Below are 20,564 nucleotides of genomic sequence, written 5' to 3'. Positions count from 1 at the left end.
TTCCTGAAGGAGGCAGGCCATGGACAAACCTGACGAAACACTGATCCTGCGGACGCGCGATTTTTGGGCATCGATTGCTCTTATCACAGTGTCCCTCTTTTTCCTTTGGAAGACATTGGACATTCCACTTTGGGGTGAAAACCGCGCCGGTGTAAGTGGATCTGATTGGTACAACTCGGCTGCAATTGTACCGCTGTTCATCTTCGGCGGGTTACTTGTCCTTTCCTTCGTTTTGCTGGCTATTTCGGTCCGTTCGGGCGGAGCTCAAAACGCGTTCAGTGCCTTGGGGATTGGATGGGATAAGTGCGAAGCCTACCGTGCTTCGACAATAGGCCTGATCCTTCTTGCATATGTCGTCGGACTGGTTCCCAGAGTGGACTTCATTCTGTGCTCTGGGTTGCTGATCACGGCTTTGACTTACGGCTATTACGGGGGTCATGCGCGGCGTGCTTTGGTGGCCTGTGTCGCAGTTGTCGCTGCCGGTTTGTTTGCGTTCGCCGTGTTTCCCGCGCAGGCGGATTGGAATGAACACGGTGATGATTGGTTTACATTGGCCGTTTGGGTCACGCTTACACTTGTGGTGTTGTCCAAAGCGGTTACTGAACGCGTTTTGCGGTTCGTTCCAGTGGTGGCGATACTTGCCCCGCTCATCCTTGTAAGCGCGATGGCCTTTGTTTTCCGGCAGAACGTGCCCGCGCGCGGCGGACTGATCTTCAAGCAAATCGAATACCACTACTACGTGACGCTTCGTCCGCTTTGGAAAGACTGACCGGATGGACTTTATCCTTTCGCAACTCGCTGGATTTGGGGCCGCTTTCGTGGGCCTGGCAGTGGACCCGCTGACCTATCTGTACTTGGTCGCATCCGTATTCCTGGGCATCGCATTTGGAGCATTGCCCGGACTTACGGCAACCCTGGCCGTGACGATCTTGACGGGCTTCTTCGGTAACAAAATCCCGCTCGACTATTCGCTCATTGCCTTGCTCGGGGCCTATGTCGGCGCGATTTACGGTGGTTCTTACCCTTCAATCCTGCTGAATATACCGGGCACGGCAGCCAGCGCTGCGACGGCCATGGATGGCTACCCTCTGGCCAAAGCGGGTCGAGGGGGCGAAGCACTAGGGCTCACCACGACGGCCAGTTTCATTGGCACAGTAATCGGGACCATCACGCTTTTGATTTTTGTCTGGGCGCTGCTTTTGGTTTCAAAGAACATCGCAAGCCCGGAGAAAGCATTGTTGGCCCTGTTCGGCATTCTGCTTTCTGGCACCTTGATGAGCGAAGACCTGGTGATCAAGGGATGGATCGCTGGTCTGATCGGGCTTGCGATGTCCATGGTGGGGCTCGACCCGCTGTTGTCTGAACCACGCTATACTTTCGGCTGGTCTTACCTGATGAGCGGATTTCAGGTTGTGCCAGTTTTGATGGGGGCCTTTGCGATCCCCCAAATCATTGATGGATTGAGGCACGTTGAGGCCGGGAAAGTTCTGGCCCTGAAAGGTCGCATTCTTCCGAACCTACGCTCCATCCGACGCTACCTGCCCACCATTGGCCGGTCAGGAGTGATTGGAACTGGGGTAGGAGCACTTCCCGGCGTCGGCGAAGATGTCGCCGGGTGGGTTAGCTACGGTGTCGGTAAGACTGTATCTGCCGAGGGCGACAAATACGGAAAAGGCTCTTTGGAAGGTCTGTTGTGCTCTGAGACTGCAAACAATGCCTGTATTGGTGGTGCTCTGATCCCGCTTTTGGTGTTGGGCATTCCCGGTTCGCCACCGGCCGCCGCTTTGATGGGCGCTTTCAAAATCAACAACGTGATCCCAGGCCCGACGATAGACCCCGAGATCATTCTGCGCGTGGTTGCAATACTTGTGCTGGCATCCCTGACAATGTTCCTGATGGGGCTTTTCACGGCTCGGGTATTTATCAAGATACTCGCCATCCCGCAGACCATCTTCTTGCCCGTCGTTATGGTTCTGACAACAATTGGATCTTTCAGCGTTGGTGGGGGCATCAATGATCTCTATCTGATGCTTGGTGTGGGTGCCGTTGCCTATTTCATGAACCTGATGAAATACCCAATCGCCCCGTTGGTGATTGGTGTTATTCTGGGAAGCCTGTTTGACGAAACCTTCCGCCGGTCGCTGTTCTTGTCGGACGGGGATCTTTCGGTCTTCTTTTCACGACCCGGTGCGACCATTCTGCTGCTGCTCAACATTGGTCTGATCCTCAGCCAACTGCCTGTCGCAAAGCGCGCTTTCTCACGCCTAAGAGGAATTTCTGTCTGATGTTTGCGGTTACTGTCACCTTCACTCTCAAGCCCGGTACGACAGACACCTTTTTACCGCTGATGGTCGAAAACGCTTCAACCTCTTTGCGTGAAGAACCCGGATGCCATCAGTTTGACGTTTGCCTCGGTGACGATCCCGAGACGGTGTTCCTCTACGAGGTTTATGAGGACGCTGCCGCGTTCGGCGTTCACCTCGAAAGCCCGCATTTCAAGTCCTTCGATGCTGCGGTGGCTGATATGATAGAAGCCAAAGCTGTTCACCAGTATTCCGAGGTCATCCGATGAACGATTGGGAAATCCACGCCGTCAAATATGCAGATCGCAATGCCCGCACTCGGCGCGATAGCTTCATCTTGGATGACAATCACGACGCGCCTCATGCGATGGATTATTTCGTTTGGGTGCTCAAACGCGGCGACAAAGTCATTCTTGTCGATACTGGTTACGATAGCGGCGAGGCCACTGCCCGGGGTCGTCCCATCGCGATGGACCCTCGCGAGGCTTTGCGGCCCTTAGGTATTTCGCCCGAAGCGGTGACCGATGTCATCGTGACCCATCTTCATTATGACCACGCGGGGGGGCTGCATATGTTCCCTAACGCGAAGTTGCATATGCAATCGGAGGAAATGGCCTTCGCCACGGGCCCCTGTATGTGCCACGATCATCTGCGTGCGCCTTTCTCGGCGAGCCATATCTGCGAGGTTGTAAAGCGCCTCTATTCAGGCAAGGTCGTTTTTTACGACGGAGAAGCCGAGATAGCTGATGGGGTCACGGTGCACTGCATCGGTGGGCATTCGCGCGGATTGCAATGCGTTCGGGTAAGGACGTCAGGCGGATGGATGGTACTCGCCTCAGATGCCTCGCATTACTACGAGAATTTCATGGCGCGCAAAGCCTTTCCCATCGTTGTCGACCTGCAGGACATGATGGACGGTTTCGAGACGCTCGAGAGGTTGGCTTCGCATCCTCGACTCATAGTGCCCGGCCACGATCCACTTGTGCGCGAGGTTTATCCCGTCGGAGCAGCACCGCATATCCATAGGTTGGATCCAGGGCCGACGAGGGACATTAAATTATGAAGATCGGCGTCATAGCGGACGACTTCACTGGTGCGAGTGATATTGCGAACACCTTGGCAAAGGGCGTTGAGCCGGAAGGTGGGTTACGAACGGCTCAGTTTACAGGCATTCCAACTACCCCGGCGGACGAGGCGATCGAAGCGGGTGTGATCTCTCTCAAAAGCCGCACTGCACCCGTCGATGAAGCCATTGCAGATAGCGTGCGCGCCCTGCGCTGGCTCGCGGATCAAGGATGCGGTCAGTTCATTTTCAAGTATTGCTCGACCTTTGATTCCACGATGGAGGGAAATATCGGCCCCGTTGCGGAAGCACTCGCCAACGAGTTGGATGAGCAAAAGGTGGTTTTCTGTCCGGCCTTTCCCACCACGGGGCGTACCGTTTTTCAGGGACATCTTTTTGTGCACGGCAAGCTGTTGCACGAGTCTGGGATGGAAAATCACCCTCTTACTCCGATGACGGATGCCAACATCCGGCGATGGTTGCAGCGTCAGACCAAAGAAGCGGTCGGGTTGGTGCCCATTGACGCCGTGAAGCAAGGATCCGAGGCGATTGCTGCTGCTTTGAAAAACGCCGACGAACGATTTGTGATTGGCGATGCGATTTCGGATGAAGATTTGTTGGCCTGGGGCGAAACTCTAAAGGGTGCCAAGCTCATTACTGGGGGATCGGGTATAGCACTGGGGTTACCAAGAAACTTCTTGAGAGGGACTTCACCCAATAGTGCTGGCAGTGTGTTCCCCGGTATCACCGGGCCCGAGGCGATCCTTGCAGGGTCTTGCTCAGGCGCTACTCGTGAGCAGATCGATGTTCATGCGAGTTCCCATCCGACCTTCGCAATTGATGTTCCGGGCGTCATTTGCGGAGATGTGACCACGCAAACGCTTTTGGAATTCTTTGAAACGCACTTGGGTCAGGCGCCGCTCGCATATTCGTCGGGAAACCCGGAAGATGTGCGCGCGATCCAAAACCAATTTGGTCAGGAAGAAGTAGCGGAAAAGCTGGACAATCTCTTTGCAGACACCGCGCGAGAACTTGTCCTGACGGGGTACAAGCGATTGGTGGTGGCAGGAGGGGAGACGTCGGGCGCTGTCGCCAAAGCCGTGTCTGCGGCACTGGGGTCTCCTGCCATGTCGGTTGGGCCAGAGATTGACCCGGGCGTGCCGGTCCTGAGCGTTGGAAAAACCGAACCCATCGCGCTGGCGTTGAAGTCTGGAAACTTTGGCGCTCCGAACTTCTTTTTGAAGGCTCTCAGAATGATGGAGGCAGGCACATGAAATCTGAAGAATTGGTATTGCGGCAGCAGATGTCGGATTTATGTGCCTCGCTGTTTGAGCGTGGATTTTCCGTCGGCACTGCGGGCAATGTCTCCGCACGTCTACACGACGGTATCCTGATGACTCCAACCAACTCAACTTTAGGAGATATAAATCCCGAGCGCATTGCCAAGATTGATTTGGATGGAAACCACGTCTCTGGCGACAACCCGACCAAAGAGGTTTTCCTGCATCAAGCCTTCTATGAAACGCGGCCAGAAACGGGCGCCGTGGTTCATCTGCATTCGACCTGGGCCACCGCCCTGTCGTGTCTGGAAGACATCAACCCAGATGATTGTATTCCTCCGTTGACGCCGTACGTGGTGATGCGCGTCGGCACGGTCAAACTTGTTCCATACGTCAAGCCGGGTGATCCGAAATCTGGTGACCTGATCCGCGAATTGAGCGGTAAATACAGTGCTGTACTGTTGGCCAACCACGGACCCGTAGTCTCGGGAAAGAATCTTTTCTCAGCGGTCTGTGCAGCAGAAGAGTTGGAAGAAACGGCCAAGTTGCTCGTGGCACTGCGGGGTATGCCAACCCGAACGTTGGATGCAGAACAAGTCGCAGAACTCAAAGAGACATTCGGAGGGATTTAATCCAACGCAAAATACTGACTGTGCAGACTTTTGGGCAAATCGTGCAGGGCTATGGGCGTTAAACTTGAGTTTAATGAACGGAATCTATGGCAAGAAAGCCGCGTTTTGAGGCACCTAGGCCCGGTGTGGCTTATCAATTGCGGGCGTTCTTTGCTGGCCGAATGCAAATACTGCGCCGGACTCCGACTAACGCTTATGTTCTCAATGTCTCATTTCTCACGGGTGACCGGAACTTCAGTTTAGATGACAGATAATAGATTTCGGCGGAGCGTGCGGTTCAAATACACGGGTTTTTTTGATGAACTGTGGGCGGAACTTGCGGCCTAGCTGCTTCTTCTGCCGCCGGTTCTCGGAATCCAAAGCACGCAGCTTCTCGTCAGACAGTTCCATGCCGCCATACTTCGATTTGTATTTGTGGAAGGTACTCTGGCTGATCCCAAAGTGCTTGTAAACATCCCCGTCTTCCCGCAGGCTTCTTGTTCGTTGATCATCTGAATGATCTGTTCGCCGATGAATCCCACGTGCACTTGTCCTTCCTTTAGTTGACCAGACTCTACGCAAAACTGGAGGAGATTTCCGGGCTCAGGTCATGTCCTGAAGAAACACAAAAGTCTTGATCTGACCAAATCCCGGCGGCAGCATTGACCTGCGTCGTTCGAAAAATGGGGATACCGTTTGCAAGGCCTTCTTAGTCTCTTCCCATGTAGCGTCTCGGGTTGCTTGCGATGATACATTCCTCACCTGAACTGCTGGCAGTTTCCAGGCGTTGGTATGAGATTCTCAGAACCAAGAAGAATACTGAGGAATTGCGGAACTTTCTGTCGAAGGCAGAAGAACTTCGGTTCGTTGGAACCGGCGAAGGCGAGTATTGGAGCGGGCAAGCCGTCCGTGATGGGGTTAGCGGCTTTTTTGCGGAAATCCCGGCACCGGTCGTTTTCGAGGAAATTGAAGCGGAAGCCTTCGAAAACGGAGAAACGGGATGGTCATCCTTTGTCCATAAGATTCAGTTTGTCGGCTTTGATGAAGCCGTCTTCTATCGCACCGTCCTGATTTTTGTCCTGGAGGGAGCGGCCTGGAAGATCGTCAATCGCCACGCTTCAGTACCCACTCCGAATATTGAACTTGTGGGTAAGGAACAGCTGGCCATCCAAAAACTGATTGATGCCGCACGCGATGAAGGGCCCGAGCTGACCCAAACCGAAGGTTTAGCTTCGGTACTTTTCACTGATGTGGAGGGCAGTACGGCATTGGCAGAGGCGTTGGGTGATCAGCGTTGGTCGGTGCTGATCGAAAACCATTTCCGGGTCTTGTCGGCGATCATTGAAAAGCATCATGGCCAGTTCGTAAAATCCCTTGGAGATGGAACGTTGTCTGTCTTTCCGTCTGCGAAAGAAGCATTAGCGGCTGCCATCAAAATTCAGAAGGCCATTGCGTCGGTATCCGAAGAGCCGTTTTTCGGAATTCGTATTGGAATTCACACTGGCGATGTCGTGCAATCACGTGGAGATTTTTTCGGTACCGTGGTCAACAAGGCGTCACGCATTACAACGGCTGGTGTGGCAGGTGAAATCCTCGTTTCAGATGTGACCCGCGCCATGGTTGCCGGACAGACCGGTTTTTCGTTTTCCGGCCTAGAACCCAGACTGCTCAAAGGTCTCCGTGGACACCACGTTCTATATCGGCTCCAGTGGAATAACTGAGCGTTGACTTTAACTTAACCCGACAAGTCGAATAGTGCCCTCGCGGATCAGTTGGGTACAAAGTACTGTGTTGCACAGTACAGAAAATCGCCAAAACACTCCGGTGGATTGCGGCTATCGCCCTACTGTCACGTGTGCAGTACGCAACAAGATCAGCATACGATTTCTCGCGCGCGGGATGGTTCGGTCGGGTCAGTGTCACGTCCTTCCAAAGACGAAATGCGCTGTGGATGCTTCTATCACTCGTCCACAACACGAAACTCACCGGAAGGCGCGTCAGTAGGTGGTTCTTCGAACTCATTGGAAATCAGACCGCGACGGATAAGTTCACGAATGGCGGCCGCTCTGGATGGCAGTCTGTTCTCGAACCGCCAATCATCGATGGCCTTAAGCTCTTCGAGGTCGAGCATCAGTTGCAGTTTTTCAGTGCGCTTTGGTGGTCGATTTTGATCAGACACTGGCATGACCTCAGTAGCTTACGTCAGTTACTCCAAACATGTATGGCAATGGGCCTGTGTGTCTACATCAATGTTGGCATGTTGGGCTGGATACCCATTATCATTAAGCGCCCCATTATGCGTGGCATACTTATAATAAGTATATGATTTTATTTGAAATTTACCATTTTCTCCCTAGTTTCTACTCTGTAAGAAACGAAATGGAGTGAAAATGATACAGCAAGTTTTGAAGTCTGAAGTTCAGGAAGAAACGAACGATACAGGCATCGACAAAAATGCGTGGATCGCCAACGCGGTGACGGAAATACTGGCCGATACAATGATCCTGATGGTGAAAACGCAAGGCACACATTGGAACGTCGTCGGCCCGCTATTCCTGCCGATCCATGAGCTTACAGAGCGTCAGTATCGTGACCTGTTTGAGGCCGCTGATGAATTGGCCGAGCGCGTGCGCGCGTTGGGTCAGGTGGCACCGATTTCGTTCACTGACATGGTTAGCCAGGCAAAGTTGACCGAAGAAGAGACGGTGAAAGACGCAGAAGGTATGATCAAGCAGTTGGTTGCAGACCATGAAGCGATCGCCCGAAACCTGCGTGAGACTGCCGCGACTGCCGCCCGTTATGGCGATGGGGCTACAGAGGATCTGATGAACGCCAGGATGGCCAAGCATGAAGAAGCAGTCTGGATGCTCAAGGCGATTGTTGCGGCCTAGTGGGCGGCTCCCGTCGATCTGAACCACCGTTTGAGAAGAAAGGAAAACTCATGACACGTGTTGGGTACGAGAAGAAGGCACAGCTGCAACTGGATAGTTGGAATGCCCAGATTGATGTTCTTGAAGCCAAGCTGAAAGTGGCGGAAGCGGATGCCAAGATCGAGCTCGAGGAACAACTCAGCAAGCTCTATAAGGTAAGGTCAGACGCAGAAGCTCAGCTGAAAGAGTTGAAGTCGACCAGCGACGAGGCCTGGGAAGACGTCAAAGAGGGCTACGAGGCTGCATGGAATAACATGCAGAGTGCTTTGAAAAAAGCGGCCGACCGGTTCGCGTAAAGCAGAGTTCGTTAAGAAAGCGCGTGTTGGGAATGGGGACTGGAATGCAAACACCCAGAGAATTAGTGAGATACTTTCGCGGGTTCCTAACCATCCCTGCCGCCATAAGTCTTTCAGGTCTTGTGGTGGCTGGGATTGTCTTCAAGACCGAGCAAGCGCTTGTGAAGTGGGGTTGGTCCGCTTCCGATTGGCTCAGCGTTTCGAATCGCACTGCGAGCGATGTACTGAGCGCAATCTCGGCAGCATCCATGTCCGCATTGGTCATGGTCTATTCCATTGTTCTTCTGGTCTACACTTTGGCGGCAGGATCTATTGGGCCCAGGCTCTTGCAGCGCTTCGGCGAAGACAGGGTAAACCAGGTTGCAGTTGGTTCACTTGGAGCAACGTTTTTATACAGCTTGATGATCTTGTGGTTGGTACGCGATGACACATCAGTGAACTTAGCCGTGGTGGTTGGCATAATCTATTCAATCGTCTCAGTTCTATTGCTGCTGCTCTTCGTCCATACAGTATCGACGCGCGTAACCATTGATCAGGAGGCGGCGCGGATTTCTGAAGCTTTGGATGGTCAAGTGAGCACCGCGATCGAAAACAGTGCAGATATTCCATCCTCAGAGGCAATCCCCGAGAAGGGAGACAAGCGCCCGGTCCAGGCTTCGGGAACTGGTTATGTGAACTCGATCAACACCGAAGAACTGGTGCGTGCGGCCAAACAAGCAGGAGCAGTCGTCGTTTTTGATGTGCAGCCTGGTGACTTTATGGTTCCATCGGACATTTTGGCCAATGTTCATGGTGATTGTGATGAGAGCCTCAATGATCTGGTGCAGGCGGCAGCTCCGTTGATCCCCGCGCGAGACCCTAACGGAGATATCCGTTTTTCTGTCCATCTTCTCGTTGAAATCGCACTTCGGGCATTATCGCCGGGTGTCAACGACACGTTCACCGCAATTGTCTGCATCGACCGTCTATCGGCCTCTCTGGCCCGTGCGTGGTCGTCCAAGCTCTGCACGGGTGTGTATCGAGATGACGACGGAGCCGTACGGGTGGTTTACCCATCCATCACGGCAGAGTCATTGTTTCACGACTCGATGCCAGCTCTAAGACGCGCCGCTCGGGGCAATGGCCTCGTGACGGCCGCCCTTATTCGAGCTTTGGTGCGCATTGCTGAAGCGGCTCCAGAAAAGGAAGCGCGGGCTGTTGTAGATGAACTAACCGCAGTCAGAGATGAGACCCGAGAAAGCGACATGCTGGAGCGCGATATTGATAAGTTTTGTGGTCAAATCGAAACTGCAATGCGAGGGCTTAGTTAAACTTTCCTAACGCGCGTAGTCCCGTTCTGCGGGGGAGAAGTGCGTGGGCCATCCGCAGTGTTATCGAGAAGTACTTGAGTGCCGGGCTTGCCTTCAAGTTAAAAAAAGACGGCAAGCAGATGATGAAAGCAGACAGCAGGGAATGATCGCATAAAGCCCAAAACGGGCGGGCACTGAATTCAAGCAGAATTGACTTTCGCAGCTTTCAGATAAAAGGGTTGTGAGTTTCCTTCTTTAATTCGAAGTACCCCAATTCATGCCAAGGTGGGAGGAGTTGCTATGAAAACAGCGGTTGTGACTGGCGCCGCGGGAGGAATGGGTAAGGCCATCTGCCGCCAATTTCGGGCAGATGGGTTCCACGTCGTTGGACTGGACCTTAATGAAGAGGGTCTGGACGAACTGGCAACAGAATTGGGCCCAGATTTCACGCCGATCTCCGTCGACCTAACGGATTCCATGGCTATTGCTCAGACGTTTGATGGCATTAAGTCAGCGCACGGCGGTCTGGATGCTTTGGTAAACAACGCGGGCACCTGCTTCATGTCCGACTTCCCGCACATTCCGCCCGAGGAACTCGAAAAACAGATGGCAATCAACTTTAACTCTGCGTTCCATTGTTGCCAGCAGGCGGTTCAGTTGATGCTGGAACGCGAAGGCATCAAAAAGATTGTAAATATCTCTTCGAACGGAGCTTACAATTTCGATGTTTTCGACCCTCCGCACTACCGGGCGTCAAAGGCTGCTATGGATACCCTTACGAAAGACCTTGCCCGTCGATACGCAAACGAAAAAATCTGTGTGAATTCACTGGCACCTGCCATGACCGAGACACCCTTGTTCAATGTCTTGACCGAGGAAGTCTTGGAGAAAGCCGTTAATGCCATGCCGCATGGTCGCGCGATGCTACCCGAGCAAATCGCCTCTTGGGTCAGTTTTCTCATTTCGCCGGCCGGTGATGTTTCCAGCGGGAACGTGATTATTCTGAATCAAGGGCGCGACGTCAGATAACTGGCAGGCGCGACATCACTTTTCGGGAAAAGTGAGCCACAGGTTGGGATCAACGGTAGACTTCTGGTGCTTTCTTCAGAACGGGCCACTGCTTGGGACAATGCCCATAGATTACAAAGGCATCTCGCTCGGATGCTAGACACATCAACCTGTCTGCGCTGGCAATTGCGGCATCTTCGTCCCATGAGCCTGCAAACTTCTCGTCGATTTCTGCCGGTCGGGATATTGCATCACTCGTTAACAAAATTGCACCCGAAGGAAGATCTACCATCACGGCGATCTGACCTGGCGCATGACCGGGTGAAGCCAAAACGAAGATGCCCGGTCCAATTTCTGCGTCGCCATCAACCAAGAGATAATCCTGGTCGGGCCATTCCAAAGGCCGTATATCGCCCCAATACAATGGGCGAGGCAAGGCTCGCTCCGCGGAAGAGATAAGAATTGGACTGCTTGGAAAGTCGCCCAATGCGCCGATATGGTCGATATGAGTGTGCGTACAAATCTGCAATGTGATGTCTGACGGAGTCAGTCCGAGTTTTGCCAGTTGTGCGCGTGGCAGATTGTCTGGTTCACACTTCAGGACCTCGCCGAACTCGTCCAATCGATCTTCTTTGACTGCGGCGTCGGTATCGGTCGCGTATTTTTCAGGAAACCCAGTGTCGATGAGTATTGCTTCTCCTAAGTCCGTCCGGATCAGAAACCCGCAGATCCCAATAATGCGGCCGGTGGAATGGACCTTGAACAGCCCGTAGTTCAAAACTGCCAAGTCACTCGGTCGCCCTTTGACAAATCCTTCTGCTTGCACAGACTCTCTCCCTGATTGACTACAAGGATTTTGAGTTGAGCATGAAAGTCAAGATACACACACTTTTTCAGTACCTGCTGGATACCACCGAAGCGGATCCAGAAGCTTTCGTTGGGTTTTCCTTGTCAGAGTCGCCGTGTTTGGGTGAGTTTATGGATGCGCTGGACCCAGCACTGCCGCTGGATTGGAACCAAAAAAGCTTTCGGGGCCTGCCTGCCTTACGACGACATGTCTTGGACCGCGCAGGCTTGTCTGATGTTTGCAAACCAGACGATGTTCTGATCACCGCAGGCGCTGCGGAAGCCAATTATCTTGCATTCATGCAATTGGTCCAACCGGGTGACGAAATCGTAACAGAACGCCCGGGCTGGCCGCAAGCGGGCGTATTGGCAGAGGCTGTTGGCGCGACTCTCAAAGTTGTCGACCGAGAAGTGAGCGCTGGTTGGTTATTGCCGCTGGACGAAGTTGAAGCCGCAGTAACGGAACGCACGCGGCTCATCTTTGTCACCAACCCCAATAACCCAACCGGCCGCCTGATGACCCGGGCAGAGCTGGAAAGGCTTGTACAAATTGCAGACCGTGTCGGCGCATGGCTGGTTGTTGATGAAGTTTACGCAGGATTGGAATGGAACGGGTCTCGTGCCCCTTCGATTGCCGGTTTGTATCCTAGGGGTATCACGACGGGCAGCGTTTCCAAAGCATTGGGGCTCCAGGGGCTGCGCACCGGCTGGATGATTTGCCGTGATCCCGATCTGATTTGGGATGCCATAATTCTGCGGGAAAACTCCAGCGAGATAATGAATATACTCGGCGAAGTCATTGCCGAAATCGCTTTAAGGCCTGACCGATACAATCAGTCAATGAAAACTGCGCGCGCAGATGGGATGAAAACACTGGAACGCCTTGATCGGTTTGTTGCCGAACAACCCCGCCTCGATTGGGTCAAACCTCAGGCTGGGTTGATTGGTTTGGCACGGCTTGACGGGATTGATGGCGATGTTTTCGCCAAACGCTTGCTCGCCGATCCGTATCGGACATTTCTTTTACCGGGCTCGTCATACGGGATGCAGAACCACGTCCGACTAGGCGTCGGAGGAGGTGCTGCTGCCAATCTCGACCTTGGCCTAGAGCGCATGGGCGAACTGTTGGCGAACTGGCAGACTTAAGACACTCATTTTAACGGTTCTGGCTGCAAAGTCGGTCTAACAGAACAGCCCGATCAAAGCTGATACTAAGCCCAATTGTGGTTCAAGTTCGCCTACCTTGTGTTGAAAGCTCTTTCGCTAGAATAACGCTGTCGGCGCGCTATCTCGCAGAAGGAACAGCCTAATACACAATCCGGGTCCGCAATGACAGCTTTGACAATTGAAGATGTGCAAGACTATCCGCGGCCACCTGCGCTGCGAGAGGTGCCCCATAACGTACGGATAGAGTTTGGCGGCCGAACAATCGTAGAAACCGATCAGGCGTTTCAGGTTCTCGAGACCCACCACGCCCCAACGTACTACATCCCACCGCATGACATTGATGCCGTTCTGACAAAAACCTCGATCAGGTCATACTGCGAATGGAAGGGCGTTGCGAGTTACTGGGACGTTCAGAGCGGGGCGGCCAAGGCCACAAAAGCCGCATGGAGTTACGAGGAACCAACCACCAGGTTTGAACAGATAAAGGGCTATGTCGCCTTTTTCGCCGGGCTTATGGGCGGTTGTTTCGTTGGCAAGCATCGCGTGATCCCGCAACCCGGGGACTTTTATGGAGGTTGGGTCACCGAGAATTTGAAAGGTCGCATCAAAGGCTCTCCGGGCACGGAACTTTGGTGAGGATGTATGACTGACCCTAAATCCTCACCAACCTCTTTGGCAGTTCCTACAAGCCGTTTGGTCCGTGTTGCCGGTTTAAGCAGCATGACGGCAGGCATTGCAGGAAACGTGGCAGTACGCGCCCTTCGAGAGATCGGTCGCGGTGCGCGACCCGATATGCGTGGTTTGTTGATGTCCCCAGGTAACGTGACACGGATCGCGGATCAGCTTTCGCGCATGCGAGGGGCAGCGATGAAGGTGGGTCAGCTGATTTCGATGGATGCAGGCGAGGTCTTGCCACCTGAGCTGGCTGACATCATGGCACGTTTGCGAGATCAGGCGCATTTCATGCCACCGAAGCAATTGCGTGACGTCCTGAACCGAACCTGGGGTACAGATTGGCGCAAATCCTTCAAAACTTTCAATGTAAGGCCCATTGCGGCGGCGAGTATCGGGCAAGTACATCGTGCAACTTTGAAAGACGGGCGCGATGTGGCGATCAAAGTGCAATATCCCGGTATCGCTCGCAGTATCGACAGCGATATTGCCAATGTGGCCGCGTTGGTTCGAATGTCCGGTCTACTTCCCAAAAGCTTTGATCTGGGGCCGTATATCCAAGAGGCGCGCAGTCAATTACGTGAAGAAACGGATTATGAACGCGAGGGGCGGCACATGCGCCACTTTGCTGACCTCTTGCAGGGTGATGAAGCCTTCGAAATTCCGGAGTTCTTTCCGGATTGGAGCACTCCCGAAGTTCTAACGATGTCCTTTCTGGAAGGTCGACCCATCGAGACCGTGAGTGATGCGACCAGAGAGGAACGCAATCGAGTCTCAGAAGCCTTGGTCGATCTCACGCTGCGCGAGGTTTTCGAGTTCGGTATAATGCAAAGCGATCCAAATTTTGCCAATTACCGATACAACCCGGCAAATGGGAAGATCAGCCTCTTGGATTTTGGCGCGGCCCGAGCCCTGCAACCATCGGCAATTGATGGGTATATGCATCTGCTGCGTGCAGGCCTGCGGGAAGATGACGAAGAGCTTCGCAACGCTGCCATCCAATTGAAGCTTGTTGAAGGTGATGGCCCGTTCGACGACCGGATCCTCGGAATGATCCGCATTGTTTTCGACGCAATCCTATCCGCGAATGAATTTGATTTTTCTGACCGAACGCTCTCTAACCACCTGAACAAGGAAGGCATGGCCTTGGCCCGGGCCGGGTATATCCCGCCCCCAATGCGAATGGATATTCTTTACCTTCAGCGAAAGATTGGGGGGATATTCTTGTTGGTCACGCGATTGAGTGCCTCGCTGCCTGTAAAGACGCTTCTTGCAAAGTATGTCATCTGAACGACCTCCATCCTCCCTAACCCAGCAAACCGAGCAATAGCAAAACCCGCGGCACCGATATGCGTGACCAACCCAAAACAAAGCGCGAGTATGATGCGAGTGCTGCAAAGTGCGGGTTCGAGCCCCGTTTGACGAGCCAAACCAGCCATTGAAACGACCATTGTCCAGATTGATCATGTCGACGAACCTGTCCCGTTAGCCGACTTCGCTCCGACCCAAGACGCGATCCTCGAAAGCATCGGTCTTAGGGGCAGGAAGCCCCGATATGCAAGCTCTAGCAAAGGCGTTACCCCCGGCAAGCTTGCCACCCGTGCCAGCCAACGCCATTTGGGTAAAGTGCCCCAGAGTTCCGTAAACGCGCGTGCACCGGATACAAGCACTCCATCTGGTCGACGTACAGTGAAACGATCCATAGCTTCTTGCCGCGTTAGATCTTCATCAATTCGAACATTGGATTTGGAAACGTCGACAAACCTCAGGCGTTCAGCGCCCTCGCAGGAGGCATAGTGTTCGATCTCAACGGAGCAAAGCGGGCAAGATCCGTCGTAATAAACCGTAGCAAACGAATGATGGGTTGCGGCGTCATCAGATGTGAGAGCAACCTCAGCTTTGTCCGTTTTGTCCATTTTGTTTGACCTCGTCTTGTGGGCTTCATCCGTCCCGTTGCAAGACTTAGCGCAGATACCGAAGAAACGAGGGTTCAGCAGTGACATACAGATGCGTTATGAGGCCGCAACTTGTGATGATGCTAGCCAAATTTTAGCGATTGCGTCGCCTGAATAGCAGGCGTGCGGGCAATTTTGTTGAATAAGGTGAGGGGTTTGTAGGTACCTCGCTGTTTTTCGAAAGGCACTGAAAAGTTGCCCTACCAGAAGATGACTACTGCAATCTCACAAGCTCAGCCTCACAAGCTCAGCGGTTGGCGCAGCTCATGATCCACGGGGCTTGATACCGCATAAGTCAAGCTTCTTCTTTCGATGCGCAAACAGGATGGTCCCGTTTGAATACCTCCCTCTTGCGTTTACAGAGCTTTCGGGGTGGATGCTCTGAGGTCCGTTGCAAACCGTGCCTGGTAGCGTTCAAATCGACGGGCTGGTCTCTTTATCCTTTACTCAGAAATCAGACATTCAAATAAGACAGAGATGGGCTAACCCGCTCCTTTTTTGGTGGTTTAGGGCCCAGAGCGATCACTTACCAATGTCACCTTTGTCGGGGTCTTTTTCTTTTGGCCACGTGCTTTCGGTGGGTTCGCGAACGCTTCCGACATTCATGTACCGAAGGCCAATGGCTTCTCTGCAAAAAACCACGTCCTAGCGGAATGCGAGGAAGACTGGAACATAGATCCATTTCTAGTGGCCATGCGTACAAACCTTGAAAACGGAGGTATCGTGCAGGTCGTCTGGTTCAAACGGGATTTACGGGTAAATGATCATCCGGCACTGGCGCAAGCGTCTGAGGTCGGGCCAGTTCTGCCACTCTATGTGGTTGAACCTGAGCTTTGGCAGCAACCTGACGCGTCAACACGGCAGTGGAACTTTGTTGCTGAGACAATCGCTGAGTTGCGTGATGACCTTGGGAAACTGGGACAACCACTGATTTTGCGCAAGGGACAAACTGTGGCGGTCCTTTCCGAGTTAAAAGATCGTGGTCTGATAGACGTACTTTGGTCACATGAAGAAACAGGAAACAATTGGACGTATCAGCGGGACCGTCAGGTTGCTGCATGGTGCAGGGACCACGGCGTGCGGTGGCACGAAGTACAAAACCATGGCGTTCTTCGCAGGCTCAGGTCTCGCGATGGCTGGGCGGAACGTTGGGATCGGTTTATGGCTTTGCCCGTTGCTTCACCAGTTGCGCTTAAGCATATCGACGTAGAACCAGGCTATATTCCCACGGGGCGCGACCTTGGCTTGCGGGATGATACATGTGTTGGTCGTCAAGCCGGTGGACGAGCTGCGGGTTTGGAACGTCTGAGCAGTTTTCTGACCCACCGTGGCAAAAGGTACCAACGCGAAATGTCCAGCCCCTTGGAGGGGGCCGTTGCGTGTTCGCGGCTGTCGCCCTATCTGGCTTGGGGTGCGCTTTCGATGCGCGAGGTGTCCCAAGCTACTGAAAATCAGAGACGCCGGTTGCCGCCGCAGGCAAAAGATTGGCGTAAGTCGCTTCGCTCGTTTTCGGGCCGTTTGCATTGGCATTGCCATTTTATTCAGAAACTTGAGGATGAACCCCGGATTGAATTTGAAAATCTGCATCGGCTCTACGATGGTCTTCGGCCGAAAGCGACTGATGCCCAGCTCTTGACCGCATGGTCCAACGGCGAAACGGGATATCCATTTCTGGACGCATGCATGCGGTCATTGCGGGCAACGGGCTGGCTTAACTTTCGGATGCGCGCAATGGTGATGGCCACTGCGAGTTATCATCTTTGGCTGGATTGGCGGGCCCCGGGTGAGCATTTGGCGCGCATGTTTACCGACTATGAGCCGGGCATTCACTGGAGTCAGGTGCAGATGCAATCAGGCACCACTGGCATCAATACCGTGCGCATCTATAATCCGGTTAAGCAGGGCTATGATCAGGATCCAGAAGGGTTGTTCATTCGGACATGGTTGCCGGAATTGTCCCAAATTGCAGATCAGCATATCCATGAACCCTGGAAAGCTCACAACGCGAAAGACATCATTGGAACGCTTTATCCAGAGCGTGTTTTTGACCATCTAGCGGCAGCCAAGGCCGCGCGCGAGCGGGTTTGGGGAGTTCGCCGAAGTGCGGAGTTTCGTTCCGAGGCACACGCCATCGTGACAAAACACGCCAGCCGAAAGAATCGGCGGAATCCTCGCAAAGTCGCGCGGGCGTCTCAAGATCAAAAGCAACTCAGCCTGCCTCTGGAGGATCAGTGATGAAGATGCGCAAGAAAGCCGACTTACCCCAGAAGGTTTGCCCGGTCTGCCAGCGCCCGTTCACGTGGCGCAAGAAATGGGGAAACGTTTGGGGTGAGGTGAAATACTGCTCAAAAAAATGCAGGTCGGCTGCATGATCGAGATGTTTTCAGAACTTGATGAAGCGAAAGAGACGTTCGATTTCAAACCCACACGGACCAACGGTCTTATAAGGCTGAAGCAGTTCGCGGGACGCACCGGGCGCCATTACGCAAGTACGCGAAACTACGATTTTGGGACTGAGCGTCGCAGCAATATATCGGGTTTGTCACCTTGGCTGCGCCACCGTTTGATAACAGAGAAAGAAGTACTGGCAACGGTTTTAGCGTCGCATAATTTCAACGCGGCGGAGAAATTCGTGCAAGAAGTGTTTTGGCGCACGTACTTCAAGGGTTGGCTGGAACAAAGGCCCAGCGTCTGGTCACTGTATCAGCGGGATTTGCTGAGCGCTTGTGAGCGATTAAGGGATAATGAGGGCCTAAAGACCCGTTTCAATGATGCAGTGAACGGCAATACCGGCATCGACTGTTTCGACCATTGGGCGCGGGAACTGGTGGCGACAGGCTACCTTCATAACCATGCGCGCATGTGGTTTGCATCAATCTGGATTTTTACACTTCGCTTACCCTGGCAGCTTGGTGCAGATTTCTTTTTGCGACATTTGCTGGATGGCGATCCCGCATCGAACACGCTGAGCTGGCGCTGGGTTGGCGGATTGCACACGAAAGGCAAGACTTACCTCGCGCGCCCTGACAACATCGCCAAATACACTGAAGGACGGTTTCAACCTAAAGGCCTGGCCAAATTTGCAGAACCGCTGACCGAGCCGGTAGAACACCCGCTCGTTCCCCTTTCAAGTCCGCACATGCCCTCAGGCACCTCTTATCTGTTGCTGTTGACAGAGGATGATCTGTCAGCTCATCAATTGATGCCGACACCGCCCGTTGCCGCGATTGGACTTTTGGCGACACGTGGTCGGTCTCCAAACCAGATGGGAGATGTTGTACAGGATTTTGCCAAGGGCGCGATGAGCAGCGTCTTGGAACCCCACGGAAAACTCGGGCAATCGACCGAGGACTGGTGTGGTACGTTGATCGAGGCAGCACGGAATGCAGGTGTTACGACCATTGCAACAGCCTATGCGCCTGTCGGTCCCACTCGGTCACGGCTGGATCGTGTGGAACCTGTATTGAGAGACGCAGGCCTTTCTTTGAACAGGATAATGCGGCCGTACGACGCTATAACATGGCCTCATGCGAAGGCCGGGTTCTTCGGCCTTCGAAAGAAGATCCCGTCGCTTCTACGCCAACTGAACTTGGCCACCCAACAAAGACCATAGCCCATGTCCACTGCCGCCCTTTTACTTCCCAACCAATTGTTTGCCCAACACCCGGGCCTGGCCGCCCGGCCCGATACTGTTGTGCTTTTCGAAGACCCGCTGTTCTTTGGCGACGCGTATTATCCCGCCACGATGCACAAGCAAAAGCTTTGGCTGCACCGCGCCTCAATGGCGCGCTATCGCGATGGCTTGGTCGCCAAGGGCTTTGATGCTGCGATCTGGCCCTTTGAGCGGCAGGCGGGTGCATGTCTGCGACTTTTTCAAAACTTGCGTGATCGTGGTGTCAGCCGAGTGATCATGGCTGATCCAGTAGACTTCATTGCAGAAAGACGTTTTCGGGCAGCGGCTGGCAATACCGACATCACGCTCGATATCCAGCCATCCCCCGGCTTTCTGAATACGCGGGCCGACAATCTGGATTGGTCTGCCGGTCGAAAACACTGGTTCATGGCAGAGTTCTACAAGGGCCAACGCCGCCGTTTGAACGTGTTGATGGACAGCGGCCAACCGGCCGGGGGACAATGGAGTTTTGACGAGGAAAACCGCAAAAAAGTGCCCAAGGCGCTGTTGGGCAGCCTGCCTTGGATCAACTGGCCTGCCCATGACGCAGTTGATGAAGCTGCAAAAGCGAACGTTATCGTTGAATTTCCAGATGCATTGGGCGGCCTGGATACGCTATTTTATCCGACGTCACACAAAGCCGCATCCGACTGGCTGGCGCAGTTTCTGGAACGGCGGTTCGAACACTTTGGCGACTATGAAGATGCCATTGTCGAGGGGGAAAACTGGCTGTGGCATGCCGTTCTTACGCCTGCTTTGAACATTGGCTTGTTGACGCCGAAGCAAGTTTTGGACGCTGCCCTGGCGCATGCTGATCGCAAGGGCATTCCCCTTAACTCGGTAGAAGGATTCATCCGCCAGATCATTGGCTGGCGCGAGTTTATGCGTGCTACCTATGAGAACCTTGGTGTGCAGATGCGCACTACAAACCATTGGGGCCATCATCGCCCTATGCATCGCTCTTTCTACAACGGAACCACTGGTATTGATCCGCTGGACGACACGATCAAAAGGGTGCTCGAAACCGGGTATTGCCACCACATTGAACGCCTTATGGTACTGGGAGGATTTATGTTTCTGTGTGAGATTGATCCAGACCATGTCTATCGCTGGTTCATGGAAATGTTCGTCGACAGCTATGATTGGGTGATGGTTCCCAATGCCTACGCGATGAGCCAGCATGCCGATGGCGGGTTGATCACCACCAAACCGTATTTTTCCGGCTCAAACTACATTCGAAAAATGAGCCATTGGGGCAAAGGGCCCTGGGCAGATATCTGGGACGGGCTTTATTGGCGCTTTATCCTGAAACACACCGATAGACTTGCTGGCAACCCCCGTTGGGCGATGATGTGCCGTACGGCTGGGCGCATGTCGCCAGAGGTCAAAAACAAGCATGTCACGACGGCTGAAGCCTTTTTGCGACGTATGACGTGAACATGAAATTTACCCGCGCAATGTCCTGCGCTGG

General features: G+C 53.5%; 21 protein-coding genes. 18 read left to right on the top strand and 3 right to left on the bottom strand.

What is annotated here, in order from left to right; genetic code table 11:
- Nucleotides 1-19: 19 nt before the first annotated feature.
- From GOW56_RS14570 to GOW56_RS14540, 7 genes are all read left to right on the top strand, one after another.
- Nucleotides 20-769, top strand: coding sequence for a hypothetical protein (locus tag GOW56_RS14570; RefSeq protein WP_171206344.1), 750 nt, complete (start codon nt 20-22; stop codon nt 767-769).
- Between the two features lie 4 nt (nt 770-773).
- Nucleotides 774-2,285, top strand: a complete 1,512-nt coding sequence (locus GOW56_RS14565; protein WP_171206343.1) for a tripartite tricarboxylate transporter permease — start codon at nt 774-776, stop codon at nt 2,283-2,285.
- Complete coding sequence (locus GOW56_RS14560) at nt 2,285-2,572, top strand: putative quinol monooxygenase (RefSeq protein ID WP_171171709.1); 288 nt, start codon at nt 2,285-2,287, stop codon at nt 2,570-2,572. Before GOW56_RS14565 ends, GOW56_RS14560 begins: the two co-directional genes overlap by 1 nt.
- A complete protein-coding gene (locus tag GOW56_RS14555; RefSeq protein ID WP_171206342.1) occupies nt 2,569-3,366 on the top strand; it encodes an N-acyl homoserine lactonase family protein in 798 nt (265 codons plus the stop codon). The genes GOW56_RS14560 and GOW56_RS14555 overlap by 4 nt, the downstream gene beginning before the upstream one ends.
- On the top strand, nt 3,363-4,640 hold the full coding sequence (otnK, locus tag GOW56_RS14550; RefSeq protein WP_171206341.1) for a 3-oxo-tetronate kinase: 1,278 nt from the start codon (nt 3,363-3,365) through the stop codon (nt 4,638-4,640). The genes GOW56_RS14555 and otnK overlap by 4 nt, the downstream gene beginning before the upstream one ends.
- Nucleotides 4,637-5,278 carry a 3-oxo-tetronate 4-phosphate decarboxylase gene (gene otnC, locus GOW56_RS14545; RefSeq protein ID WP_171206340.1) on the top strand — a complete coding sequence of 214 codons (642 nt, stop codon included), beginning with the start codon at nt 4,637-4,639 and terminating at the stop codon, nt 5,276-5,278. Before otnK ends, otnC begins: the two co-directional genes overlap by 4 nt.
- Before the next feature lie 725 nt (nt 5,279-6,003).
- Nucleotides 6,004-6,978 (top strand): adenylate/guanylate cyclase domain-containing protein, encoded by a 975-nt coding sequence (locus tag GOW56_RS14540; protein WP_171206339.1) that lies wholly within the window; start codon nt 6,004-6,006, stop codon nt 6,976-6,978.
- Between the two features lie 239 nt (nt 6,979-7,217).
- On the opposite strand, the gene GOW56_RS14535 is transcribed toward GOW56_RS14540, so the two are convergent.
- Nucleotides 7,218-7,436, bottom strand: a complete 219-nt coding sequence (locus GOW56_RS14535) for a hypothetical protein (RefSeq protein ID WP_152456637.1) — start codon at nt 7,434-7,436, stop codon at nt 7,218-7,220.
- Between the two features lie 211 nt (nt 7,437-7,647).
- On the opposite strand from GOW56_RS14535, the gene GOW56_RS14530 reads away from it, so the two are divergent.
- The 4 genes from GOW56_RS14530 to GOW56_RS14515 all read left to right on the top strand — a co-directional run bounded on the left by GOW56_RS14530 (nt 7,648) and on the right by GOW56_RS14515 (nt 10,801).
- Nucleotides 7,648-8,148: a Dps family protein gene (locus tag GOW56_RS14530; RefSeq protein ID WP_171171700.1), complete on the top strand. Its 501-nt coding sequence runs from the start codon at nt 7,648-7,650 to the stop codon at nt 8,146-8,148.
- Between the two features lie 50 nt (nt 8,149-8,198).
- Complete coding sequence (locus GOW56_RS14525) at nt 8,199-8,483, top strand: coiled coil domain-containing protein (RefSeq protein ID WP_171171697.1); 285 nt, start codon at nt 8,199-8,201, stop codon at nt 8,481-8,483.
- A 44-nt stretch (nt 8,484-8,527) separates the two neighbouring features.
- Nucleotides 8,528-9,793, top strand: coding sequence for a DUF2254 domain-containing protein (locus GOW56_RS14520; RefSeq protein WP_171206338.1), 1,266 nt, complete (start codon nt 8,528-8,530; stop codon nt 9,791-9,793).
- A gap of 279 nt (nt 9,794-10,072) precedes the next feature.
- Complete coding sequence (locus GOW56_RS14515) at nt 10,073-10,801, top strand: SDR family NAD(P)-dependent oxidoreductase (protein ID WP_171206337.1); 729 nt, start codon at nt 10,073-10,075, stop codon at nt 10,799-10,801.
- 49 nt (nt 10,802-10,850) lie between these two features.
- Here the strand turns inward: GOW56_RS14515 and GOW56_RS14510 are convergent, their stop codons facing one another.
- Nucleotides 10,851-11,606: an N-acyl homoserine lactonase family protein gene (locus GOW56_RS14510; protein ID WP_171206336.1), complete on the bottom strand. Its 756-nt coding sequence runs from the start codon at nt 11,604-11,606 to the stop codon at nt 10,851-10,853.
- Between the two features lie 41 nt (nt 11,607-11,647).
- Between GOW56_RS14510 and GOW56_RS14505 the strand changes: the two genes are divergently transcribed.
- From GOW56_RS14505 to GOW56_RS14495, 3 genes are all read left to right on the top strand, one after another.
- Nucleotides 11,648-12,772 carry a pyridoxal phosphate-dependent aminotransferase gene (locus GOW56_RS14505; RefSeq protein WP_171171691.1) on the top strand — a complete coding sequence of 375 codons (1,125 nt, stop codon included), beginning with the start codon at nt 11,648-11,650 and terminating at the stop codon, nt 12,770-12,772.
- Nucleotides 12,773-12,955: 183 nt separating this feature from the next.
- Nucleotides 12,956-13,429, top strand: coding sequence for a DUF427 domain-containing protein (locus tag GOW56_RS14500; protein WP_171206335.1), 474 nt, complete (start codon nt 12,956-12,958; stop codon nt 13,427-13,429).
- Nucleotides 13,430-13,735: 306 nt separating this feature from the next.
- Nucleotides 13,736-14,755, top strand: a complete 1,020-nt coding sequence (locus tag GOW56_RS14495; RefSeq protein WP_371807911.1) for an ABC1 kinase family protein — start codon at nt 13,736-13,738, stop codon at nt 14,753-14,755.
- Nucleotides 14,756-14,928: 173 nt separating this feature from the next.
- Here the strand turns inward: GOW56_RS14495 and GOW56_RS14490 are convergent, their stop codons facing one another.
- Nucleotides 14,929-15,381, bottom strand: a complete 453-nt coding sequence (locus GOW56_RS14490; protein ID WP_171206333.1) for a thiol-disulfide oxidoreductase DCC family protein — start codon at nt 15,379-15,381, stop codon at nt 14,929-14,931.
- 762 nt (nt 15,382-16,143) lie between these two features.
- Here GOW56_RS14490 and GOW56_RS14485 point away from each other — a divergent pair.
- From GOW56_RS14485 to GOW56_RS14470, 4 genes are read left to right on the top strand one after another with little or no spacing between them, the layout of a single operon-like run.
- On the top strand, nt 16,144-17,655 hold the full coding sequence (locus tag GOW56_RS14485) for a deoxyribodipyrimidine photo-lyase (RefSeq protein WP_171206430.1): 1,512 nt from the start codon (nt 16,144-16,146) through the stop codon (nt 17,653-17,655).
- Nucleotides 17,655-17,792, top strand: coding sequence for a DUF2256 domain-containing protein (locus GOW56_RS14480; protein WP_174831852.1), 138 nt, complete (start codon nt 17,655-17,657; stop codon nt 17,790-17,792). Before GOW56_RS14485 ends, GOW56_RS14480 begins: the two co-directional genes overlap by 1 nt.
- A complete protein-coding gene (locus GOW56_RS14475; protein ID WP_171206331.1) occupies nt 17,789-19,033 on the top strand; it encodes an FAD-binding domain-containing protein in 1,245 nt (414 codons plus the stop codon). The genes GOW56_RS14480 and GOW56_RS14475 overlap by 4 nt, the downstream gene beginning before the upstream one ends.
- Before the next feature lie 3 nt (nt 19,034-19,036).
- Nucleotides 19,037-20,530: a cryptochrome/photolyase family protein gene (locus tag GOW56_RS14470; protein ID WP_171206330.1), complete on the top strand. Its 1,494-nt coding sequence runs from the start codon at nt 19,037-19,039 to the stop codon at nt 20,528-20,530.
- Nucleotides 20,531-20,564 lie beyond the last annotated feature (34 nt).

It is taken from the genome of Ruegeria sp. HKCCA0235A (genome assembly GCF_013033235.1).
In the GTDB taxonomy this organism is placed as follows: Bacteria; Pseudomonadota; Alphaproteobacteria; order Rhodobacterales; family Rhodobacteraceae; genus Ruegeria.
Note: the sequence above shows the minus strand (reverse complement) of the source record. Positions and strands in the feature narration are given on the sequence as shown.